This window comes from Mesorhizobium sp. P3_A8, assembly GCF_056402995.1.
The window spans coordinates 117,502-137,186 of the sequence record NZ_JBFUGI010000004.1; the positions used below are offsets into that span (position 1 = coordinate 117,502).

23 protein-coding genes are annotated in these 19,685 nt (G+C 62.2%); 7 read left to right on the forward strand and 16 right to left on the reverse strand.

Going from position 1 to position 19,685, the window contains the following annotated elements:
- Nucleotides 1-108: 108 nt before the first annotated feature.
- The 10 genes from AC1DX4_RS11210 to AC1DX4_RS11255 form a co-directional block, all read right to left on the reverse strand.
- Complete coding sequence (locus AC1DX4_RS11210) at nucleotides 109-915, reverse strand: DUF72 domain-containing protein (RefSeq protein WP_477220380.1); 807 nt, start codon at nucleotides 913-915, stop codon at nucleotides 109-111.
- 73 nt (nucleotides 916-988) lie between these two features.
- Entirely contained in the window at nucleotides 989-1,603 is a 615-nt protein-coding gene (locus AC1DX4_RS11215; RefSeq protein ID WP_477220381.1) for a hypothetical protein, read from the reverse strand.
- Nucleotides 1,604-2,050 (reverse strand): GNAT family N-acetyltransferase, encoded by a 447-nt coding sequence (locus AC1DX4_RS11220; RefSeq protein ID WP_477220382.1) that lies wholly within the window; start codon nucleotides 2,048-2,050, stop codon nucleotides 1,604-1,606. It lies immediately after the preceding gene.
- Nucleotides 2,047-2,457: a DUF302 domain-containing protein gene (locus AC1DX4_RS11225; RefSeq protein ID WP_477220383.1), complete on the reverse strand. Its 411-nt coding sequence runs from the start codon at nucleotides 2,455-2,457 to the stop codon at nucleotides 2,047-2,049. The genes AC1DX4_RS11220 and AC1DX4_RS11225 overlap by 4 nt, the downstream gene beginning before the upstream one ends.
- Nucleotides 2,457-5,378 (reverse strand): excinuclease ABC subunit UvrA, encoded by a 2,922-nt coding sequence (gene uvrA / locus AC1DX4_RS11230; protein ID WP_477220384.1) that lies wholly within the window; start codon nucleotides 5,376-5,378, stop codon nucleotides 2,457-2,459. Before uvrA ends, AC1DX4_RS11225 begins: the two co-directional genes overlap by 1 nt.
- Before the next feature lie 696 nt (nucleotides 5,379-6,074).
- A complete protein-coding gene (locus tag AC1DX4_RS11235; RefSeq protein ID WP_477220385.1) occupies nucleotides 6,075-6,374 on the reverse strand; it encodes a hypothetical protein in 300 nt (99 codons plus the stop codon).
- An 88-nt stretch (nucleotides 6,375-6,462) separates the two neighbouring features.
- The gene (locus AC1DX4_RS11240) at nucleotides 6,463-7,068 is read right to left on the reverse strand and encodes an ATP-dependent Clp protease proteolytic subunit (RefSeq protein WP_477220386.1); all 606 of its coding nucleotides are present in this window, start codon (nucleotides 7,066-7,068) and stop codon (nucleotides 6,463-6,465) included.
- A gap of 22 nt (nucleotides 7,069-7,090) precedes the next feature.
- Nucleotides 7,091-7,561, reverse strand: a complete 471-nt coding sequence (locus AC1DX4_RS11245) for an SRPBCC family protein (RefSeq protein ID WP_477220387.1) — start codon at nucleotides 7,559-7,561, stop codon at nucleotides 7,091-7,093.
- A 14-nt stretch (nucleotides 7,562-7,575) separates the two neighbouring features.
- On the reverse strand, nucleotides 7,576-7,890 hold the full coding sequence (locus AC1DX4_RS11250) for an ArsR/SmtB family transcription factor (RefSeq protein ID WP_477220388.1): 315 nt from the start codon (nucleotides 7,888-7,890) through the stop codon (nucleotides 7,576-7,578).
- 44 nt (nucleotides 7,891-7,934) lie between these two features.
- Nucleotides 7,935-8,318, reverse strand: coding sequence for a cupin domain-containing protein (locus AC1DX4_RS11255; RefSeq protein ID WP_477220694.1), 384 nt, complete (start codon nucleotides 8,316-8,318; stop codon nucleotides 7,935-7,937).
- A 220-nt stretch (nucleotides 8,319-8,538) separates the two neighbouring features.
- On the opposite strand from AC1DX4_RS11255, the gene AC1DX4_RS11260 reads away from it, so the two are divergent.
- Nucleotides 8,539-9,066, forward strand: a complete 528-nt coding sequence (locus tag AC1DX4_RS11260) for a single-stranded DNA-binding protein (protein WP_477220389.1) — start codon at nucleotides 8,539-8,541, stop codon at nucleotides 9,064-9,066.
- A gap of 135 nt (nucleotides 9,067-9,201) precedes the next feature.
- Entirely contained in the window at nucleotides 9,202-9,627 is a 426-nt protein-coding gene (locus tag AC1DX4_RS11265) for an OsmC family protein (RefSeq protein ID WP_477220390.1), read from the forward strand.
- A gap of 46 nt (nucleotides 9,628-9,673) precedes the next feature.
- Here the strand turns inward: AC1DX4_RS11265 and AC1DX4_RS11270 are convergent, their stop codons facing one another.
- The 3 genes from AC1DX4_RS11270 to AC1DX4_RS11280 all read right to left on the reverse strand — a co-directional run bounded on the left by AC1DX4_RS11270 (nucleotide 9,674) and on the right by AC1DX4_RS11280 (nucleotide 11,334).
- On the reverse strand, nucleotides 9,674-10,303 hold the full coding sequence (locus AC1DX4_RS11270; RefSeq protein WP_023670949.1) for a MarC family protein: 630 nt from the start codon (nucleotides 10,301-10,303) through the stop codon (nucleotides 9,674-9,676).
- A 93-nt stretch (nucleotides 10,304-10,396) separates the two neighbouring features.
- Nucleotides 10,397-10,774, reverse strand: a complete 378-nt coding sequence (locus AC1DX4_RS11275) for a VOC family protein (RefSeq protein WP_477220391.1) — start codon at nucleotides 10,772-10,774, stop codon at nucleotides 10,397-10,399.
- A 32-nt stretch (nucleotides 10,775-10,806) separates the two neighbouring features.
- Nucleotides 10,807-11,334: a hypothetical protein gene (locus AC1DX4_RS11280; RefSeq protein WP_477220392.1), complete on the reverse strand. Its 528-nt coding sequence runs from the start codon at nucleotides 11,332-11,334 to the stop codon at nucleotides 10,807-10,809.
- Between the two features lie 85 nt (nucleotides 11,335-11,419).
- Between AC1DX4_RS11280 and AC1DX4_RS11285 the strand changes: the two genes are divergently transcribed.
- Complete coding sequence (locus tag AC1DX4_RS11285; protein ID WP_477220393.1) at nucleotides 11,420-12,313, forward strand: helix-turn-helix transcriptional regulator; 894 nt, start codon at nucleotides 11,420-11,422, stop codon at nucleotides 12,311-12,313.
- On the opposite strand, the gene AC1DX4_RS11290 is transcribed toward AC1DX4_RS11285, so the two are convergent.
- Nucleotides 12,277-12,900 carry a ParB-like protein gene (locus AC1DX4_RS11290; protein ID WP_477220394.1) on the reverse strand — a complete coding sequence of 208 codons (624 nt, stop codon included), beginning with the start codon at nucleotides 12,898-12,900 and terminating at the stop codon, nucleotides 12,277-12,279. The two genes, AC1DX4_RS11285 and AC1DX4_RS11290, sit on opposite strands and share 37 nt — an antisense overlap.
- A complete protein-coding gene (locus tag AC1DX4_RS11295) occupies nucleotides 12,897-14,633 on the reverse strand; it encodes a SulP family inorganic anion transporter (protein ID WP_477220395.1) in 1,737 nt (578 codons plus the stop codon). Before AC1DX4_RS11295 ends, AC1DX4_RS11290 begins: the two co-directional genes overlap by 4 nt.
- 175 nt (nucleotides 14,634-14,808) lie before the next feature.
- Here AC1DX4_RS11295 and gyrA point away from each other — a divergent pair, with 175 nt between their 5' ends.
- Nucleotides 14,809-17,613: a DNA gyrase subunit A gene (gene gyrA / locus AC1DX4_RS11300; protein WP_477220396.1), complete on the forward strand. Its 2,805-nt coding sequence runs from the start codon at nucleotides 14,809-14,811 to the stop codon at nucleotides 17,611-17,613.
- A gap of 68 nt (nucleotides 17,614-17,681) precedes the next feature.
- Here gyrA and AC1DX4_RS11305 read toward each other — a convergent pair whose 3' ends face one another.
- Nucleotides 17,682-17,834, reverse strand: a complete 153-nt coding sequence (locus AC1DX4_RS11305) for a hypothetical protein (RefSeq protein ID WP_477220397.1) — start codon at nucleotides 17,832-17,834, stop codon at nucleotides 17,682-17,684.
- 194 nt (nucleotides 17,835-18,028) lie between these two features.
- On the opposite strand from AC1DX4_RS11305, the gene coaD reads away from it, so the two are divergent.
- From coaD to AC1DX4_RS11320, 3 genes are read left to right on the forward strand one after another with little or no spacing between them, the layout of a single operon-like run.
- Nucleotides 18,029-18,529, forward strand: a complete 501-nt coding sequence (gene coaD, locus AC1DX4_RS11310) for a pantetheine-phosphate adenylyltransferase (protein WP_477220398.1) — start codon at nucleotides 18,029-18,031, stop codon at nucleotides 18,527-18,529.
- A 17-nt stretch (nucleotides 18,530-18,546) separates the two neighbouring features.
- On the forward strand, nucleotides 18,547-19,134 hold the full coding sequence (locus AC1DX4_RS11315; RefSeq protein ID WP_477220399.1) for a peptidylprolyl isomerase: 588 nt from the start codon (nucleotides 18,547-18,549) through the stop codon (nucleotides 19,132-19,134).
- A 28-nt stretch (nucleotides 19,135-19,162) separates the two neighbouring features.
- Nucleotides 19,163-19,675, forward strand: a complete 513-nt coding sequence (locus AC1DX4_RS11320) for a peptidylprolyl isomerase (protein WP_023696509.1) — start codon at nucleotides 19,163-19,165, stop codon at nucleotides 19,673-19,675.
- Nucleotides 19,676-19,685 lie beyond the last annotated feature (10 nt).

A 19,685-nucleotide genomic window follows, 5' to 3' on the forward strand; every position in this document is an offset into this window, starting at 1 on the left:
CGATAACGTTACGATGGCGATGAAGATGCCACGAATAGGCGCTTTGCTACGCGCAAAACGCATAGATGATGCGCTTACAGCATGTAGCCGGACAACAACGTATGGTTGTCAGTCGGCCAGCCGCTTCATCAGGGCAATCGCCCCGAATGGCGCGCGTACCTTACCCTCGGTGATGAAGTAGACGAAGACGTCGCGTGGCTGCACCGGCGCGTCTGTGGTGGGATCGGCGCGCCGCAAATCGGCCGGCTGCTTGCCTTCCGCCCAGGTTTTTACCCGCGCAGCCCATTCGTCGAGGCCCTTTGGTGTGTAGCAATCGGGATTGTCGTCCGAGCCAGTCTGCAGCCGTGCATAGACGAAGTCACCGGTGACATCGGCGATATCAGGATATTTGGCATGGTCGGCATAGACGATCGCCGCCTTGTATTTGCGGGCAAGTGCGGCGAATTCCGGCACGATGAAACTGTCGTTGCGCACTTCGAGCGCGTGGCGCAGCGCGACGCCATCCTGCTTTTCCGGCAGCAGTTTCAAAAAGGCCTCGAAATCGTCCGGATCGAACTTTTTGGTCGGCGCGAACTGCCACAGGATCGGCCCGAGCTTCTCGCCGAGCGCGGCAACGCCCGAGCCGAGAAAGCGCGCCATCGATTCACCGGCCTCGCCCAGCACGCGCCGGTTGGTGACGAAGCGGTTGCCCTTCAGCGAATAGACGAAACCGTCCGGCGCTTCACCAGCCCATTTGACGAAGGTCGGCTCCTTGAAGCTGGAATAGTAGGTGCCGTTGACCTCGATGCTCGGCACCTGCCGGCTGGCATATTGCAGCTGTTTAGCCTTGGAAAGTTTCTCGGGATAGAAGGACGTGTCCCAGGGCTCGAAGGTCCAGCCGCCCATGCCGGAGCGGATTGTTCCCGATTTGCTCATGGATTTCTCCTCCAATGTGTTTTGTCGCGAGGGGCTTGCGTTGGTAAAATCGATCCGCAACTGGCAATTTCGGTCAAGTGGGCGGTGACCAATCCGGGGAAAAGATCGTCGGCGTCCCAGAGGGGTAAAGGTCCTTCCGCGGTCGCATGACGCGAAACTGGTTTCCGTCCTCGACGATGTCGTAGAGAGCCTTGATCGGCTGATAGCGTGCACGGCGATAGTCGTGCAGCATCACGATCGTATCGGCATGACAAAGCAGCGAAGCCATGAACGCGCATTCCATGCGCCGTCGGCCGTCGATGAAGATAAAGTCGAATTTGCGCTTCAGGCTTAGCGGCCAGGTCGAATAATTGAGCTCTGGATCGCGGTCGCCAAACTTGGGTCCCTGGAGGTCCAGGCAGATCGGATGGAAACCGCCCCACTGCGGCAGCTGCGGCAGGAGTTGATCGAGGAAGGGCTGGCTGTCGTCGATCGAAAAGAGATTGTCGATGGCCAGTCTGTCCCTCAACTCAAGGATCGCCAGCGTCGTGTGGCCCATGCCCCATTCCAGGAAGGCGCGCGTGTCAGGCTTCACATGTTGCAGCAGGATGCGCTGGAACTCCGACAAATAGTCGGCGCCATAAGCCTGCGACGAGCGGACCACGCCACCCAAGGTCAGTTGGTTTTCCATAGCGCTGCCGGCCTGCATTCACATCGCCTTCGCCATGTCGACGAGCACCCATCTTGGCCGGTAAGGATTGGGCCTGCGACCCGTTTCGCGATAGCCGTAAGCAAGATAGAGCGCGATGTTCCGTTCCATCTTTGCATTGGTGTAGAGCCGTATCTCCGGCAGGCGCCACAAGCGCGTCTGTTGATCCGCGTGACTGAGCAGCTTTATGCCAAAACCCTTGCCCTGGAAGGCGGGCGACACCGCGACGGAGAAGATCATGGCGTGATCCTCATGCCGCTCCAGCGTGAGCACACCGGCAAGTTCGCCGCCGCTCTCCAGCAGCCAGACTTCGCCGCGCGCGATGCGCGGCGCATAGTCTTCGGTCACGGGGATCGGCGGCGCGTCGAGTATGGCGTTGTAGGGGGCGTAGGCCGCTTGCGTCAGCGCGACGATCGCGGCGAGCTCTTCGGAGCGGGCAAGCCTCATGATTGATCCATTCCAGCGGCAGCGACGATCACCTTTTCCATGCCGGCGGCAATCGCCGCGACCGCAGCACGGCTGGCGTCGCCCAGGCCGTGGCGTTCGGCGATCCACTGCGGATCGTTGTAGGACAGCCAGACCTTGCCTTGCTCATCCTCCCAGGCCAGCGCCTTCACCGGCAGGTCGATGCCGGCAAGCTGCCTGTCCTGCATCAGCGGCGTGCCGCCTTTCGGGTTGCCGAAGATCAGCAATTCGGTCGGCCGCAGCGAGGCGCCGACATCGCGCGCGCCGGCTGCATGATTGATGCGGGCAAACACAAGCAGCCCCGCGCGCTTGATCACCTCAACCAGGCGATCGATGGTTTCGGTCACGCCAAAACGGCTCTGGACCGTGATGAGACCATCCCCAGCCATCACTCCGCCGCTTCGCGTTTGCCTCCGGGGCGGCGCTCCAGCAGTTCCTTGAGAAACTGTCCGGTATAGCTGCGCTTTTCGCGCACGATCGCTTCCGGGGTGCCCTGGGCGACCAGCTCGCCGCCGCCATCGCCACCCTCTGGACCGAGATCGAGCACCCAGTCGGCGGTCTTGATGACTTCGAGATTGTGCTCGATGACAACCACCGTGTTGCCTTGGTCGACCAGCTCGTGCAGCACTTCCAACAGCTTGGCGACGTCGTGGAAATGCAGGCCAGTGGTCGGCTCGTCGAGGATGTAGAGCGTCTTGCCGGTCGCCTTGCGCGACAGTTCCTTGGCCAGCTTGATGCGCTGCGCTTCGCCGCCGGACAGTGTCGTCGCCTGCTGGCCAATATGGATATAGCCGAGGCCGACCTGCTTCAGCGTCTCGAGCTTGTCGCGCACGCCGGGCACGGCGGCGAAGAAGTCGACGCCTTCCTCGACCGTCATGTCGAGCACGTCGGCGATCGACTTGCCCTTGAATTGCACGTCGAGCGTCTCCCTGTTGTAGCGCTTGCCGTGGCAGACGTCGCAGGTGACGTAGACGTCGGGCAGGAAGTGCATCTCGATCTTGATGACGCCGTCGCCCTGGCAGGCCTCGCAGCGGCCGCCCTTGACGTTGAACGAGAAGCGTCCCGGCTGATAACCGCGCGCCTTGGCTTCCGGCAGGCCCGCGAACCAGTCGCGGATCGGCGTGAAGGCGCCGGTATAAGTGGCGGGGTTCGAACGTGGCGTACGGCCGATCGGCGACTGGTCGATGTCGATGACCTTGTCGAGGAATTCCAGGCCCTCGATGCGATCGTGCTCGGCGGGATGCTCGCGCGACCCCATGATGCGGCGCGACGCCGCCTTGAACAGCGTCTCGATCAGGAAGGTCGACTTGCCGCCGCCCGATACGCCGGTGACGGCGGTGAAGGTGCCGAGCGGGATTTCGGCGGTGACGTTCTTCAAATTGTTGCCGCGCGCGCCAACGATTTTCAGGCGCCGGTTCTTCTTAGCTTCACGACGCACGCCGGGCGTCGCCACTTCAAGCGCGCCCGACAGATACTTGCCGGTGATCGAATTGGGGTTTGCCATCACCTGCTGCGGCGTGCCCTGGGCGATGATCTCGCCGCCATGGATGCCGGCGGCCGGACCCATGTCGACGACATAGTCGGCATGCAGGATGGCATCCTCGTCATGCTCGACGACGATCACCGTGTTGCCGATGTCGCGCAGGTGCTTCAGCGTGTCGAGCAGGCGCGCATTGTCGCGCTGATGCAGGCCGATCGACGGCTCGTCCAGCACATAAAGCACGCCGGTCAGGCCCGAACCGATCTGCGAGGCCAGCCGGATGCGCTGGCTTTCGCCGCCCGACAGCGTGCCGGAATTTCGCGACAGGGTGAGGTAGTCGAGACCGACATCGTTGAGGAAGCGCAGGCGCTCGCGGATTTCCTTGAGCACGCGCACCGCAATCTCGTTCTGCTGGTCGTTGAGATGTGGCGGCAGGTCGGTGAACCACTGGTCGGCCTTGCGGATCGAAAGCTCGGTGACTTCGCCGATATGCTTGCCGGCGATTTTCACGGCCAGCGACTCGGGCTTCAGCCGATAACCCTTGCAGACCGGGCAGGGCGTCGCGGACATGAAGCGCTCGATCTCCTCGCGCATCCAGGCGGATTCGGTTTCCTTCCAGCGCCGCTCGAGGTTGGGGATGACGCCTTCGAAGGTCTTGGTCGTCTTGTAGGAGCGCAGCCCGTCATCATACTGGAAGGTGACTTCGCGCTCGCCGGTGCCGCGCAGGATCGCGTCCTGGGCTTCCGTGCTCAAATCCTTGAACTTGTCGCCGAGCTTGAAGTTGTAGGCCTTGCCCAATGCCTCAAGCGTCTGCACGTAATAGGGCGAGGTCGACTTCGCCCAAGGGCTGACGGCGCCGTCGCGCAGCGATGCGTTTTCGTCAGGCACGACGAGGTTGGGGTCGATAGCGCGCTGGCTGCCGAGGCCATCGCAGGTCGGGCAGGCGCCGAACGGGTTGTTGAACGAGAACAGCCGCGGCTCGATTTCCGGAATGGTGAAGCCGGACACCGGACAGGCGAATTTTTCCGAGAACAGGATGCGCTCATGCGTCTCGTTCTTCGACTTGTTGACCGAATCCTCGCCAGTCTGGCTGGAATCGAGCGGCTTGTCGGCAAACTCGGCCACCGCCAGCCCCTCGGCGAGCTTCAGCGCTGTTTCGATGGAGTCGGCAAGCCTTGTGGCAAGATCGCCGCGCACGACGATGCGGTCGACGACGACGTCGATGTCGTGCTTGTACTTCTTGTCCAGCGAGGGAACGTCCGCGATTTCATAGAAGACGCCGTCGACCTTGACGCGCTGGAACCCTTTTTTCTGCAGCTCCAGCAGTTCCTTGCGGTACTCGCCCTTGCGCCCGCGCACGATTGGCGCCAGCAGGAACAGGCGGGTGCCTTCCTCGACCGCCAGCACCCGGTCGACCATCTGGCTGACCGTCTGGCTCTCGATCGGCAGACCGGTGGCCGGCGAATAGGGGATGCCGACACGCGCGAACAGCAGGCGCATGTAGTCGTAGATCTCGGTGACGGTCCCGACCGTCGAACGCGGGTTCTTCGACGTGGTCTTCTGCTCGATGGAGATGGCAGGCGACAGGCCGTCGATCTGGTCGACATCAGGCTTCTGCATCATTTCGAGGAATTGCCGGGCATAGGCCGACAGGCTCTCGACATAGCGGCGCTGGCCTTCGGCATAGATGGTGTCGAAGGCGAGCGACGATTTGCCGGAGCCGGACAGGCCGGTCATGACGATCAGGCTGTCACGCGGCAGGTCGAGATCGACGTTCTTCAGATTGTGTTCGCGCGCCCCGCGAATGGAAAGGAATTTATGGTCGGCCATCGCCGGTCGCCGCCTCAGATCTGGAATTCGTGGGATTGGCGGGTTTTCCCGACCATCCCCTATGTAGGTGTTTTTGCCGCCGCGTCGAGAGACGCCACAATTCTCGACGAATTCGTTTAACCGTCTTTCGCGCGAAGGGGCAAGCGGAAAGAACAAAGGCCGAACACGCTCCTGACAAAGCTGTGTAAAAACTGACCTGACGTAACCTCCCGGCGATCACGTTTTTCCGTAACCGGCTATTGATGGTTGACGTGGCCGGCTCACGGGAGCAGTCTCCGATTGTCAACGAAGCCGGCCGTCTTTCGATGGCCTCGCCGCCCCAAGGCGGCCTGCGAGACGCCGCAGGCATTCGCGATTTGCGCTTCGGGACGACAATGTCGCAACGGACACAGGAGCGGAGCATGACGCCACCGGATAGTCCCCAAGGGCTCCACGTCTCGTTGGAGCCGCGGCAGGCATAAGTGCCAGGGTTTAGCGTTTGCGCCACCCGACAAACCGTGACTTGCCGTATTTCCCAAAAATCAGAGACTGCTAGTCGGATCGTCGGCTGACGCCGCGAAGCATCCGAAATCAAACGCCGGCAGTACACTCCCGGCAAAAATGGATTTGAGATCCATAAAAGCCCCGTCCGTTTGCCCCAGGCACGGCGGGGCTGTTTTTTTGGGGAATGGCTGAGCTGTCCGAGGCGGAGGCAGCTTAATTCCGTGGCTTGAATCCGCCAGTGGCGATATCGACCGCGATGCTGCCGGAAATCCTGACATCGGTATTGCCGATCTTGAACGAGCCGTTCTCGCCAGCGGGCAGCGCATCGTCAGGCTCGGGCTGTGGTGCCGGCTTGGCGATGCGGTAATCACTGGTTACGCCAGGCAGGGCGCCTTTCTGCGCCTGCGCCGAACTGTCGTCGGCAAGTGCCGTGACGCTCACAATACTGGCAAAAGCGAGCACCGCGGCGGCGATGACGCGATGCGATGTCCGGGGCGAATGAGTGTCGGTCATTCCGGGATTATAGTGACACGCTGCCGATGCGGCCAGACCGGCATCGTCAAATCTTCGACAGCGGCCAGGATTCCGATCGGCCCCGGCTTCACGCCGCCTTTTTGCGCGTGTCGAAGACGTGGTCGACGATGCCCCATGCCTGCGCCTCGCGGGCGGTCATGAAATGGTCGCGGTCGAGCGTGCGCTCGACCTCTTCATAGCTGCGGCCACAATGCTGGGCATAGAGTTCGGCCATATGGCGTTTGGTCTTGCCGATGCGCTCGGCATGGCGCTGGATATCGGAAGCCTGGCCCTGGAAGCCGCCGAGTGGCTGATGCAGCAGGATGGTGGCGTTCGGCAGCGCGATGCGGCGCCCCGGCGTGCCGGCCATCAGCAGGAACGACCCCATCGACGCGGCAAACCCCATGCATACGGTCGACACCGGGCAGCTGATATATTGCATCGTGTCGTAGATGGCGAAGCCGCTGGTGACCACGCCGCCCGGCGAGTTGATGTAGAGCGAGATCTCCTTGTCGGGATTGTCCGACTCCAGCGACAAGAGTTGCGCGCAGACCAGCGCCGAGACGTCGTCGTTGATCTCGCCGTTGATGAAGACGATGCGCTCGCGCAGCAGCCGCGAGAAAATGTCGAAGGCGCGTTCGCCGCGGCTCGATTGCTCGATCACCATCGGCACCAGACTGGCAATACCGCTCATTTTTTGTCTCCGATTTCCAGGTTCAGGCGGCGCGCAGCAGGGCGCGCGGTGTGTTCGCGGCGGCGGGCTTCGCAGACACGCGCAACCCAAGCGAAAGCCGGCAGCCGGCGCCCGCCATGGCGACGGCAGGCATCGCCTTGCGGGCAAAACCGTCATGGACAATGCGCAGATGCGTGCCGCCGGAGACGGTACGGGCGAGTGTGAAGGTGACGACACTGTCGAGCGGATCCTGCCGAGTGGCATCGCGTGGCTGCTCGCGCCAGGAATAGCGCAGCAGCTGCTCCGGCTTGGCTTCGAGGATTTCACACTCGATCGCTGTGTCCGGCCCGGCAAAGGTGAAATTGCTGCCGGTCTGCGGTTTGATGTCGTTCGGCATCATCCAGGCGGCAAGCAGTTCCGGCACTGTCAGCGCCCGCCACACCTTTTCCGGCGGTTCGGCGAGGTCGTATTCAAACTCGAGCGTGTCAGGGGCGGCTTCGCTTTGGGTGTTCATTGATCCCAAATCCTTCACTGATCCATGTCCTTCAAAACCGTCTTTAGCCTTTCGATGTGCTCCGGCCAGAAGGTCCGGTAGCGCTCGATCCAGGAGAGCAAAGGGGCAAGTCCTGCCGGATCGGCGCGGTAGTATGCGTTGCGGCCGGTCCGCCGCTCGACCACGAGGCCAGCGCCACGCAGCACCGCCAGATGCTGCGACACCGCCGGTTGCGATACCGTCAGGCCGCTGCGCAATTCCGATACGCTCATCTCAGCTGCGGCGAGACGCTCGAAGACGGCGCGTCGCGTCGGGTCGGCCAGGGCACGGAAAATCTCTGCTTCGATCATGACAAAAGCATAAGTCGATACTTATTGATTTGGCAAGCGCTGTTTTACGGTCCTGCCGTTTGCCAGCGCCTCACTGGTTCGGCCGAGCCGTCAAACGTGGCCTCGAAGATCGAGGACGCGAGCACGGCATGTATGTGAAGCGTTTCGGAGCCGACATTCCGAAAGCCATGTCTTCTCTGTGCGGGGACAATGAGCGACTGTCCGGCGGTCAGGACGTTGTGCTCGTTGTCGATCCACATCTCGGCCTTGCCGGTGATGACGTTGAGGACTTCTTCCACTGGGTGCCAATGTGTCGGGGCACCGACCATAGGCTCCACCCATTGCTCGAATATGCAGAGTTGATCCGCGCCGTTACGAGCCGAGACAAGCATCCGGGTTTGTACGCCCGCTCGCCACTCCTCTCGCGGCCAGTCGTCATGCGTAATCATCGTCATCACCTGCCCCTTTGGTCTTGCTCCAGATATCGTGGAAATTTTACGGCCAACACACTACCTGTTGCTGACAACTATTGACAACGCGGGTCCTGTCACCTAGAACGAAAAGAGAACAAAAACCTTGTGGGAAAAGGTAGCCACTGCAGGCGAGGATTGTCCGGAGCCTGTAAGGTGCGCCAACAAAAATTGTCTCGGATGAGCGCGGAGAAAAATCATGGCGGGTAGCGTCAACAAGGTCATTCTGGTCGGCAATCTCGGCGCGGACCCTGAAATCCGTCGCCTGAACTCGGGCGAACCGGTCGTCAACATCCGCATCGCCACGTCGGAAAGCTGGCGCGACAAGAATTCGGGCGAACGCAAGGAAAAGACCGAGTGGCACAATGTCGTCATCTTCAATGAGGGCATCGCCAAGGTGGCCGAGCAGTATCTGAAGAAGGGCATGAAGGTCTATGTCGAGGGCCAGCTGCAAACGCGCAAATGGCAGGACCAGACTGGTGCCGACAAGTACACGACGGAAGTCGTGCTGCAGAAATTCCGCGGCGAGCTGCAGATGCTCGACGCGCGCGGCCAGGGTGAGGGCGGCCAGGTCGGCAGCTATTCCGGTGGCGGCAGCAGCAGCCGCGGTTCCGATTTCGGCCAGTCCAGCCCGACTGAAAGCTTCAACCGTGGCGGCGGCGCTCCCAGGGGCGGCGGCGGCGGCGGCGGTTCTTCGCGCGAACTGGACGACGAAATCCCGTTCTGATCGAAAGCAACAGCAAGCGGCTGATGCCGCGCGATCGATACACGCCCCGAGAGTCCCGCATGGACTTTCGGGGTTTTGCATTGTCGAATTGAACGCTGATTAGCGATCAAGGAAATACGGGAAAGGACTGCTACGGTGAAAGCACGCGTAAAATGGGTCGAGGAACGCACCTTCGTTGGCGAGTCCGGCAGTGGTCATAAGGTCGTGCTGGGAACGGCGTTCGGGCCGGAAGGCAAGACGCCGGGGCCGAGCCCGATGGAACTGGTGCTGATCGGCACCGGCGGCTGCTCGGCCTATGATGTCGTCTACATCCTCGAAAAAGGCCGTGAGGCGGTCGAGGACTGCGTGGTCGAACTCGATGCCGAGCGGGCCGAGACGGAGCCAAAAGTGTTCACGCGCATCCACATGCATTTCATCGTCAAGGGCAGGGCGCTGTCGTCGGACAAGGTTCAACGCGCGATCAATCTTTCGATCGAAAAATACTGCTCGGCCTCGGCAATGCTGGCCAAGACAGCCACGATCACGCATGATTTCGAGGTCATCGATACGACGGCGAAGTAGGGCAGTAGGCAGTAGGCAGTAGGCAGTAGGCAGTAGGGACTGCCGTTCAGCCGGCCATCAATGCCTTGATGCCGTCGGCGACGAACTGCACGGCCAGCGCCGCCAGGATGACGCCGAGCAGGCGGGTCAGGATCGAGCGGCCGGTCTGGCCGAGGATGCGGTCGATGCGTTCCGACAGCACGAACACCAGATAGGTGATGGCGAGGCAGACGAAGATGATGCCGACCAGTGCGGCCTGTGCCGCAAAGCCCTGAAACGAGCCGGAAAGCAGCACTGTTGCCGAAATCGCGCCGGGGCCGGCGATCAGCGGGATCGCCAGTGGGAAGGCGGCGATGTTGTGGATCATGTCCTTGGTGATGGCGACGTCGCCGATCTTTTCCTTGCGGTCCTGCCGGCGCTCGAACACCATTTCGAAGGCGATGAAGAACAGCAAAAAGCCGCCGGCGACGCGGAAGGCCGGCAGCGTGATGCCGAACACCGACAGGATCGAGGCGCCGGCGACCGCGAACAGCGCCATCACCAGGAAGCCGATGATCGAGGCGCGAACCGAAACCTGCTGACGCTCCTCGCGGTTCATGCCGCGTGTCACGGCGAGGAACAATGGCGCCAGGCCGGGCGGATCGATGGTCACGAGAATGGTGACGAAGGCATTGAACAGGCTGTCGAAACTCGGCATCGCTGACCCCTCCCGCCGGGCCGAGCCCGCGCCCCGATATTGGTAGAGCAAAGCCCGGTCGGTGGGAACTGTCGGGACAGCGAAACTGGTGACTTAGGCGGCAGCGTCGCAATAGGCCTCGAGGCGATAGCCGTCCGGGTCGATGACAAAGGCGGCGTAGTAGTGGTCGCCATAGTCAGCGCGCAGGCCCGGCGCGCCATTGTCGCTACCGCCTTCGCGCATGGCGCCGACATGGAAGGCGTCGACGCTGTCCCGCGTCGGCGCGGCGAAACAGAAATGCAGGCCGGATTTTTCGTCCGCTGGCACCGGCCGCGCGGCCTCATTGACCCATAGCGCGACGCTCTTGGCACCGTAACCCAGTGACCCCGGTGACTGGCTGAGACAGGTATAGCCGAGCGGCTTCAGTGCCGTGTCATAGAAACGCTTCGAGGTGTTGGCGTCGCGGACGCCGATCGAGATATGATCGAACATGGTTTTCTCCATTGTTACAAAGGGTTGCTGCGTCAGGTTGTCACGGCTCGGCGCGCGAGGAATTCGACTTCGAGGTGCCAGTCCGCGCCGTCGTGCGAGCGCTCGCCGAGCCAGCGGAAGGAATTTTCGGTGATCCGCGAAAAACTCCAGCGCACCGAAGAGCCGGTGCCGTCGGCGCCGACCTGCACGATGGTGTCGCCCTCGGCGCGACCGAGCTGGCGGCTAAAATACTGGTTGCGCGGATCGCTCCAGAAGATGTGCCAGGCGTCCGCACCGGGATCATAGACCCGCAGCGTCGTTCCGTAGAACGTCCATTTGCCGAGGGAAGGCTGGTCACCTGTGTTCCGTGCGGGCAGGATCCAGACGTCCTGGATGGCGCGGCCTTCCAGCACCCAGCCGAAATGCACCTCGCCACGCCCGGTCAGCACGGTGGCATCCTCGAGGTGACGTGAGGCGTCAAACGTCCAGGCGCCGACGAAGCGGCCGTAAAGGTTCAGTTTTTCGGCGAGCCCGGCGATCGGTCCGGGACTGTGCAGGGCTTCGGCAAAGGGGTCGAACATGGCGGTGGTCTCTTTCTGTCAGGAGACCGGGAGGAGTATGCGCCGACGGGGTTCTGGGCTTGGGAAAAATTGCTATATTTTAGCTATGACAGCGACGACCCGCACTCTCGCATCCGGACCCGGCTGGCACGTGGCGGATGTCATCTGCACGGCTGGCGCTGGCGACCGGCCGTTCGAGGAATCCCATCGGGATTTCTGCGTCGCCGCGGTGACCTCCGGCACGTTCCGCTACCGCGCGCAACAAGGCACGGCGATGCTGGCGCCGGGGGCGCTCCTGCTCGGCAATTCTGGCACCTGCTATGAATGCGGGCACGAGCATGGCAGCGGCGACCGCTGTCTCTCGTTCCATTTTGGGCCGGCCTACATGGAGCGGATCGTCGCCGGCGTGCCGGGCGCCAGGACGCTCACTTTCGCGGCGCCACGCCTGCCGCCCTTGCCGGCGCTGGCATCCCTGCTGGCCGAGGCGGAAGCCGCGCGCGAAATGGCCGACAAGGACGCCTTCGAGGAACTTTCCCTGCGCATTGCCGCCGCCGCTGTGGGCACGGTTGCCGGCACCACGCTTGTCAGACGCGGACCGAACCGTCGTGATCAGAAACGGGTTGCGGAAGCGGTGCGGCGGATCGAACTGGATGCCGACGGGCCGATTTCACTGTCGGGACTGGCGGATGAGGCGGCGACCAGTCCCTATCATTTCCTGCGCACCTTCCGGCAGGTCGCCGGCATGACGCCCTACCAGTTCCTGCTCAAGACGCGATTACACAGAGCAGCGGTGCGGTTGCGCCTGTCGGACGATGCGATCTCGACGATCGCCTTCGAGGCCGGCTTCAACGACTTGTCGACTTTCAACCGCCGGTTTCGACGCGTCATGGGCGAGACACCAGGCGATTATCGCGCTCGCCGGTCAAGTAGCCCCGGCTTGCCTGCGCCTAGGCTGAGGCAGGCTCAATCGGATGTGGGGCCGCACCATCCCGGCAGATAGTCCGCGTCCTTGCCCTTGGCGAGCGTCAACGCCTCTTTCATCGCCTTGTCGAAGTTCTTCGCCACCGCATCGCGGTCGATGCGCCGGCGCAAAAAATCCGCCCAGATGAATTCGCTGAACGGCGTCGTGTCCTTGGCAAAGCCACCTTGCCGGCGCAGTTCGCCCGCCATGCTTCGGTAAGGATCGTCGATCAACTCGCCGATTGTCTTCGGAATTGCCGAGTAATCGCGGCGCCGGCCGTTCTCATCGAACGGGTGCATCCAGCCTCTGTTATCGAGCACGAACAGAAACGCATCCTTGTCGAGAGCGGAGAGGTCGCTGATCACGGTCACAAGCACGTCCTTGACGCCTTCCTCGAGCAGGGCGCGAGCGAGGTGATGGTGATCGGTGACGTAGTTGCGATTTTTGGGACCCAATACGACCGGCACCATGTGTTTGCCGAGAAAAGCGCCGGTCCTCTTCCTGGCGTCCTGCGCCCGGATCATCTGGCGCTTCAACGCAACTTCTCTCATGCCGACCGTTATCTGGGTCGGTCGAAGGTCCTCGACCGGAACCGGCGTGACAATGGGTTCTCGTGGGTCGATCATGGCACTCCATCCTGTTCTTGCTGCTGCTGTTTCCCCGGACCAAGTGATTTGATCGCCGCGTCGACGCTGTGGAATATGCGCTGCGTGCCGACCATGTCAGCGATGCCGAACCGCGTTAGCGCCGCCTGGGCGCGCAGCGATTCCAGCCGCGCAATGGCAAAGACCGCGCCCGCTTTGCGGCAATGAAGGATGGTGTCGATCAGCGCCTGCGCGGCGGTGTAGTCTATTTCAACGATGTTGCTGGCCTCGAGCACGACCAGTTTCACGGTTTCGTTGCGGGCATCGATGAGATCGCAGAGGCCGCGCTTGAAGCGGTCGGCGTTGACGAAGGACAGCGGCGCCTGGAACGCCGCCACCAGCACGCCCGAGAGCTGTTCGCCGGCACTTGGCTTGCCCGGCGGCCACCAAACGGATGTGCCCGGCACCTGTTCCAACTCGATCGGCAGCGTGCGGGTCGCGCTCCAGATCCCGTGCAGCAGCGACAGTCCGATGCCGACCGCCACGCCGGTTTCGATCGGCAACACGACGATCGCCGCCATGGTGATCAGGATCAACACGAATTCGACCGGCGCCTGCCGGTAGACACTGGCGAACACCTTCCAGCGCAGAATGTGCTGGGCGACGAACATCAGAACGCCGGCAAGAGCGGCCTGCGGAACATTGGCGAGCAGACCGCCGCCAAAGGCGCCGAGCGCCAGCACGATGGCCGCGGCAATGAGACCCGACAGTTGCGAGCGGCCGCCCGACTGGGAGACGATTGCCGTGCGCGGCGGGCTGGCATTGACGGCAAAGGCGCCGAACAGGCCGGACAAGATGCTGCCGGCGCCGACGCCGACAAAATCGCGGTTGACGTCGGGGTCGCCCTGTTGCGGCACGAAGGAGCGCGAGGTCGCCGCCGTTTGAACCATGACGACGATCGAAATCAGCAACGCCAGCGGAACCAGCGACTGCACGTCTTCGAGGCTGACGATCGGCAGTCCGGCCTGCGGCAAGCCGTTGGGCAGGGCGCCGAGCACTTCGACGCCGCGACCCTTGAGGCCGAAGACGGCGACCGCTGTCGTGGCAAGCACCATGCCGATCAAGGCGCCGGGAATACGAGCACTGATGCGCTCGGCACCGAACACGATTGCAAACACGCCGAGGCCGAGTCCCAAGCTCCAGGGATTGGTGAGATGAAGACTGCCGGCGATCTCACCGATACGTCGCAGCGTTTCACCGCTCTCGGAAGGCAGGCCAAGCAGTCCGGGCATTTGCGAAACGATGATGTGGACGGCAATACCAGCCAGGAACCCTGTCGTCACCGGCACCGACAGGAGATCAGCAATCCAGCCAAGGCGAAAGACACCGCTCAGCGTCACGATCAGCCCGACCATCAATGCCAGCATGGCCGCCAGGGCCAGATAATGCGGCGAGCCGGATGTGGCGAGCAGAGCCAGGCTGCCCGCAAACAGCGGCGTGATGGTCGAATCCGCGCCGGCCGAGAGGTGACGATTGGCGCCGAACAACGCGAACGCGACCGAACCGGCGACAAAAGCGAAGAAGCCGACCTCGGGAGCAAAGCCACCGAGCCGGGCCGTTGCCATCTGCTCGGGAATGGCGATCGCGGCCAGTGTCAGGCCGGCGATCAGATCGCCATTGAGATCCCGGGGCTGCCATCCGCTCAGCGCCCGCAAAGGCAACCACGACCGCCAATTCACGGTGCTCGCGGCTTTTGCTTGGGGAATTTGGTCCATTGCCGGCTTTTGCCTTGGTGGCGGCGAAAAGCGTGATGGCCATATCGTCGCAATCAGCGGTATCCTTTTGAAATTACCACCAAAAATGACACTGGAAAAGTGCCGCGAATGTTGGAGTTTCGCCCGTGCTTCCTATATAAGCGGTCAGTGATTCCTGATTAGATTGTGATCCAATTTGACCGACCAAAAGACACCGCGCGGCGCCGACGGCGGCCCCACCGGCATCGAGCCGATCTCCATCATCGAGGAGATGCAGAGCTCCTATCTCTCTTACGCCATGAGCGTGATCGTCAGCCGTGCGCTGCCCGACGTGCGCGATGGCCTCAAGCCGGTGCATCGCCGCATCCTCTATGCGGCGCATGAGAGCGGCTACCACTGGAACCGCAAATATGTGAAGTCGGCGCGTCCGGTCGCCGACGTGATGGGTAAATACCATCCGCATGGCGATGCCTCGATCTATGACGCCTTGGTGCGCATGGCGCAGGACTGGTCGCTGCGCGTGCCGCTGATCGACGGACAGGGCAATTTCGGCTCGATCGACGGCGATCCGCCGGCGGCGATGCGCTACACGGAGTCGCGGCTGACCAAGGTCGCGCATGAGCTTCTGGAGGATATCGACAAGGACACTGTCGATTTCCAGGACACTTATGATGCCTCGGATACCGAACCGAAGGTCCTGCCGGCGCGCTTCCCCAATCTGCTGGTCAATGGCTCCGGCGGCATCGCCGTCGGCATGGCCACCAACATCCCGCCGCACAATCTGGGCGAAGTCTGCAACGGCGCCATTGCCATCATCGACAATCCGGCGATCGACCTGCCGGCGCTGATGGAGATCATTCCTGGTCCCGATTTCCCGACCGGCGGCATCGTGCTTGGCCGCTCCGGCATCTACAGCGCCTATTCGACCGGCCGCGGCTCCATCGTCATGCGCGGCAAGGTCAACATCGAACAGCGCGGCAACGACCGTGAATCGATCATCATCACCGAGGTTCCCTACCAGGTGAACAAGTCGTCGATGATCGAGAAGATGGCCGAACTGGTGCGCGACAAGCGCATCGAAGGCATTTCCGACATCCGTGACGAAAGCGACCGCCAGGGTTATCGCGTCGTCATCGAGTTGAAGCGCGATGCCGTCGCCGACGTCATCCTCAACCAGCTTTACCGCTTCACGCCGCTGCAGACCTCGTTCGGCGCCAATATGGTGGCGCTCAACGGCGGCAAGCCGGAAGTGATGAACCTGACCGACATGCTGAAGGCGTTCGTCTCCTTCCGCGAAGAGGTCATCACCAGGCGGACGAAATTCCTGCTGCGCAAGGCGCGCGACCGCGCCCATGTGCTGGTGGGTCTCGCCATCGCCGTCGCCAATATTGACGAGGTCATCAAGCTGATCCGCACCGCGCCGGATCCGCAGACGGCGCGCGAGCAGTTGATGGAGCGGCGCTGGCCCTCGGGTGATGTCGAATCGCTGATCCTTTTGATCGACGACCCGCGCCACCGCATCAATGAGGACGGCACCTACAACCTGTCCGAGGAACAGGCGCGCGCCATCCTCGAACTGCGCCTACAGCGCCTGACCGCGCTCGGCCGTGACGAAATCGCCGACGAGCTGAACACGATCGGCGACGAGATAAAGGATTACCTCGACATCCTGTCGTCGCGCGCGCGCGTCCAGCAGATCGTCAAGGACGAGCTCGCCGCCGTGCGCGACGAGTTCGGCACGCCACGCCGCACCGAGCTCACCGACGGTGGCGCGGACATGGAAGACGAGGACCTGATCCAGCGGGAGGACATGGTCGTGACGGTGAGCCATTCCGGCTACATCAAGCGCGTGCCGCTGTCGCTCTACCGGGCGCAGCGCCGCGGCGGCAAGGGCCGCTCCGGCATGTCGACCAAGGAAGAGGATTTCGTCACCCGGCTGTTCGTGGCCAACACGCACACGCCGGTGCTGTTCTTCTCCTCGCGCGGCATCGTCTACAAGGAAAAGGTCTGGCGGCTGCCGATCGGCAACCCGCAGTCACGCGGCAAGGCGTTGATCAACATGCTTCCGCTCGAACAGGGCGAGCGAATCACCACCATCATGCCGCTGCCCGAGGACGAGACGAGCTGGGGCGAACTCGACGTGATGTTCGCCACCACGCGCGGCACCGTGCGGCGCAACAAGCTGTCCGACTTCGTCCAGGTCAACCGCAACGGCAAGATCGCCATGAAGCTGGAGGAGGAGGGCGACGAGATTCTCGGCGTCGAGACCTGCACCGACAATGATGACGTGCTTTTGACCGCCAGTTCCGGCCAGTGCATCCGCTTCTCTGTCGGCGATGTGCGCGTCTTCCAGAGCCGCAACTCGGTCGGCGTGCGTGGCATCACCATGGCCGAGACCGACCGCATCATCTCGATGTCGGTGATCGAGAATGTCGATGCGCCGCCGGCCGAACGCGCCGCCTATCTCAAGCGAGCAGCGGCCGAACGGCGGCTTGCCGCCGGCATCGCTGCCGGCGAAGAAGAAGAAATCGCGCTGACCAATGAAGAGGTCGGCGAGGAGACGGAGCTTTCCGACGAACGCTACGAATTCCTCAAGGCACATGAGAAGTACGTGCTGACGGTGACCGAATATGGCTACGGCAAGCGGTCGTCGTCCTATGACTTCCGCCTGACCGGCCGCGGCGGCAAGGGCATCCGCGCCACCGATGTATCGAAAGTGGCCGAAATCGGCCGGCTGGTCGCGACATTCCCGGTCGGCAATGACGATCAGATCATGCTGGTGTCGGACGGCGGCACCGTCATCCGGGTGCCGGTCAACGGCATCCGCTTCGCCAGCCGCGCCACCAAGGGCGTGACCATCTTCAACACGGCTGAAGGTGAGAAGGTCGTGTCGGTCGAGCGGATCTCGGAGCCGCAAGCTGACGAGGAAAGCGAAGAGATTATCGAGGGCGGCGCCGAGTCTGCTCCCGAAACTGATGCTGGTCCGGGAAACGCAGAATAAGCCATGGACCGGATTTGACATAGAAACGCCGGCCCATGGCCGGCGTGGCAGCAAGTTCAGACGTAGTCTTAGTAGTGACGATACGGCTTGCGCGGGCCGAAGCCTTCGAAGCGCTTGGTGGTTGCCCTGACGCGGACGCGTTGTGCCTCCTGATGCAGCCCAAATACGGTGGCGATCAGCATGGCGGCGGTCATTGCGGTGGCGAGCATGTAGATCAGCATGTGCGTGTTCTCCTGCGCCTTACAACGGATAGATGGGATTTTGGTTTCATCTTATTAAGGGGCAACCTAGTGAACGCTGCGTGAAGGCTTCGTGATCAGCGTGTTCATCTGTCGTTCATGTGCCGGAAAAGGTTCACGGCCTTCGCGCCAATCGGATTTGCCTTTGCGCTAGAGGCTCGCTAGAAGCACCTGCCATGACTGAACGCACCGCCCTCTATGCCGGCTCCTTCGACCCGCTGACCAACGGCCATCTCGATGTGCTGAAGGCGTCGTTGGCGGTTGCCGACATTGTTTATGCCGCGATCGGCATTCATCCCGGCAAAAAGCCGCTGTTCTCCTTCGAGGAGCGCGTGCAACTCATCGAAGCCGCCACGAAAGCCGAATTCGGTCGCGATGGCGCCCGCATCAGGGTTGTTGCCTTCGATGGGCTGGTCATCGATGCCGCCAGGAAGCAGGGCGCCTCGATCATGATCCGCGGCCTGCGCGACGGCACCGATCTCGATTACGAAATGCAGATGGCCGGCATGAACGAGACCATGGCGCCCGAGCTGCAGACGGTGTTTCTGCCCGCCAGCCCTTCGGTACGCACCATTACCGCCACACTTGTGCGCCAGATAGCTTCGATGGGAGGCGACATCCGCCCCTTCGTGCCAGCCGCTGTTGCCGGCGCGCTCACCGCCAAATTCGCGAAATAAGCCCGGAGAAAATCCTCATGCAGCTCAAAAGGCTCGCCTCGTTCTTTGTTGTGCTCGCCGGTCTTTTGACCGCGTCCGTCTCTGCCTATGCCGCAGACCCGGAAAACACCATGATCATCACGCTGAAGGACGGCGACGTCACCATCGCGCTGCGGCCCGATCTGGCGCCCAAGCATGTCGCGCAGATCAAGAAGCTGGTGCGTGATCATGCCTATGACAATGTCGCGTTCCACCGCGTCATCGACGGCTTCATGGCGCAGACCGGCGACGTCAAGTTCGGCAACATGAAGAAGGGTTTCAACGCCCAGGCCGTCGGCACCGGCGGTTCCGACCTGCCCGACCTGCCGGCCGAATTCTCGCAGACCGAGCACTACAAGCGCGGCGTGGTCGGCATGGCTCGCTCGCAGGATCCGAACTCCGCCAATTCGCAGTTCTTCATCATGTTCGCGCCGGCGCCGCCGCTCGATGGCCAGTACACCATCGTCGGCAATGTCGTCAGCGGCATGGAACTGGTCGACAAGATCAAGAAGGGTGACGAGGCGGACAACGGTACGGTCTCCGACCCCGACCGGATGATCAAAGTGCGCATCGGCGCTGACAAATAATTCTGTTTTAGAGAAAGGGATAACTGACATGGCTGAGATCAAGGACCGCGAGAACGCGCTCATCCTGGAAACGACCAAGGGCAAGGTCGTCATCGAACTTTTCCCCGATTTGGCCCCCGGCCATGTCGCCCGCATCAAGGAACTGGCCAGGGAAGGCGCCTATGACGGCGTCGTCTTCCACCGCGTCATCGAAGGTTTCATGGCGCAGACCGGCGACGTCAAGTTCGGCAATTCGAGCAAGCCGACCTTTGCGCCGTCACGCGCCGGCATGGGCGGCTCGGAAAAGCCTGACCTGAAGGCTGAATTCTCCAATGCCAACCACGGCCGCGGCACCTGCTCGATGGCGCGTTCGCAAAACCCGAACTCGGCCAATTCGCAGTTCTTCATCTGCTTCGACGATGCCGCCTTCCTCAACCGCCAGTACACGGTCTGGGGCCAGGTCATCGAAGGCATGGACAATGTCGACAAGATCAAGCGCGGCGAGCCGGTGGTTGATCCCGACAAGATCGTGTCGCTGAAGGTCGCTGCTGACGTCAAGTAAGGTAAACGAC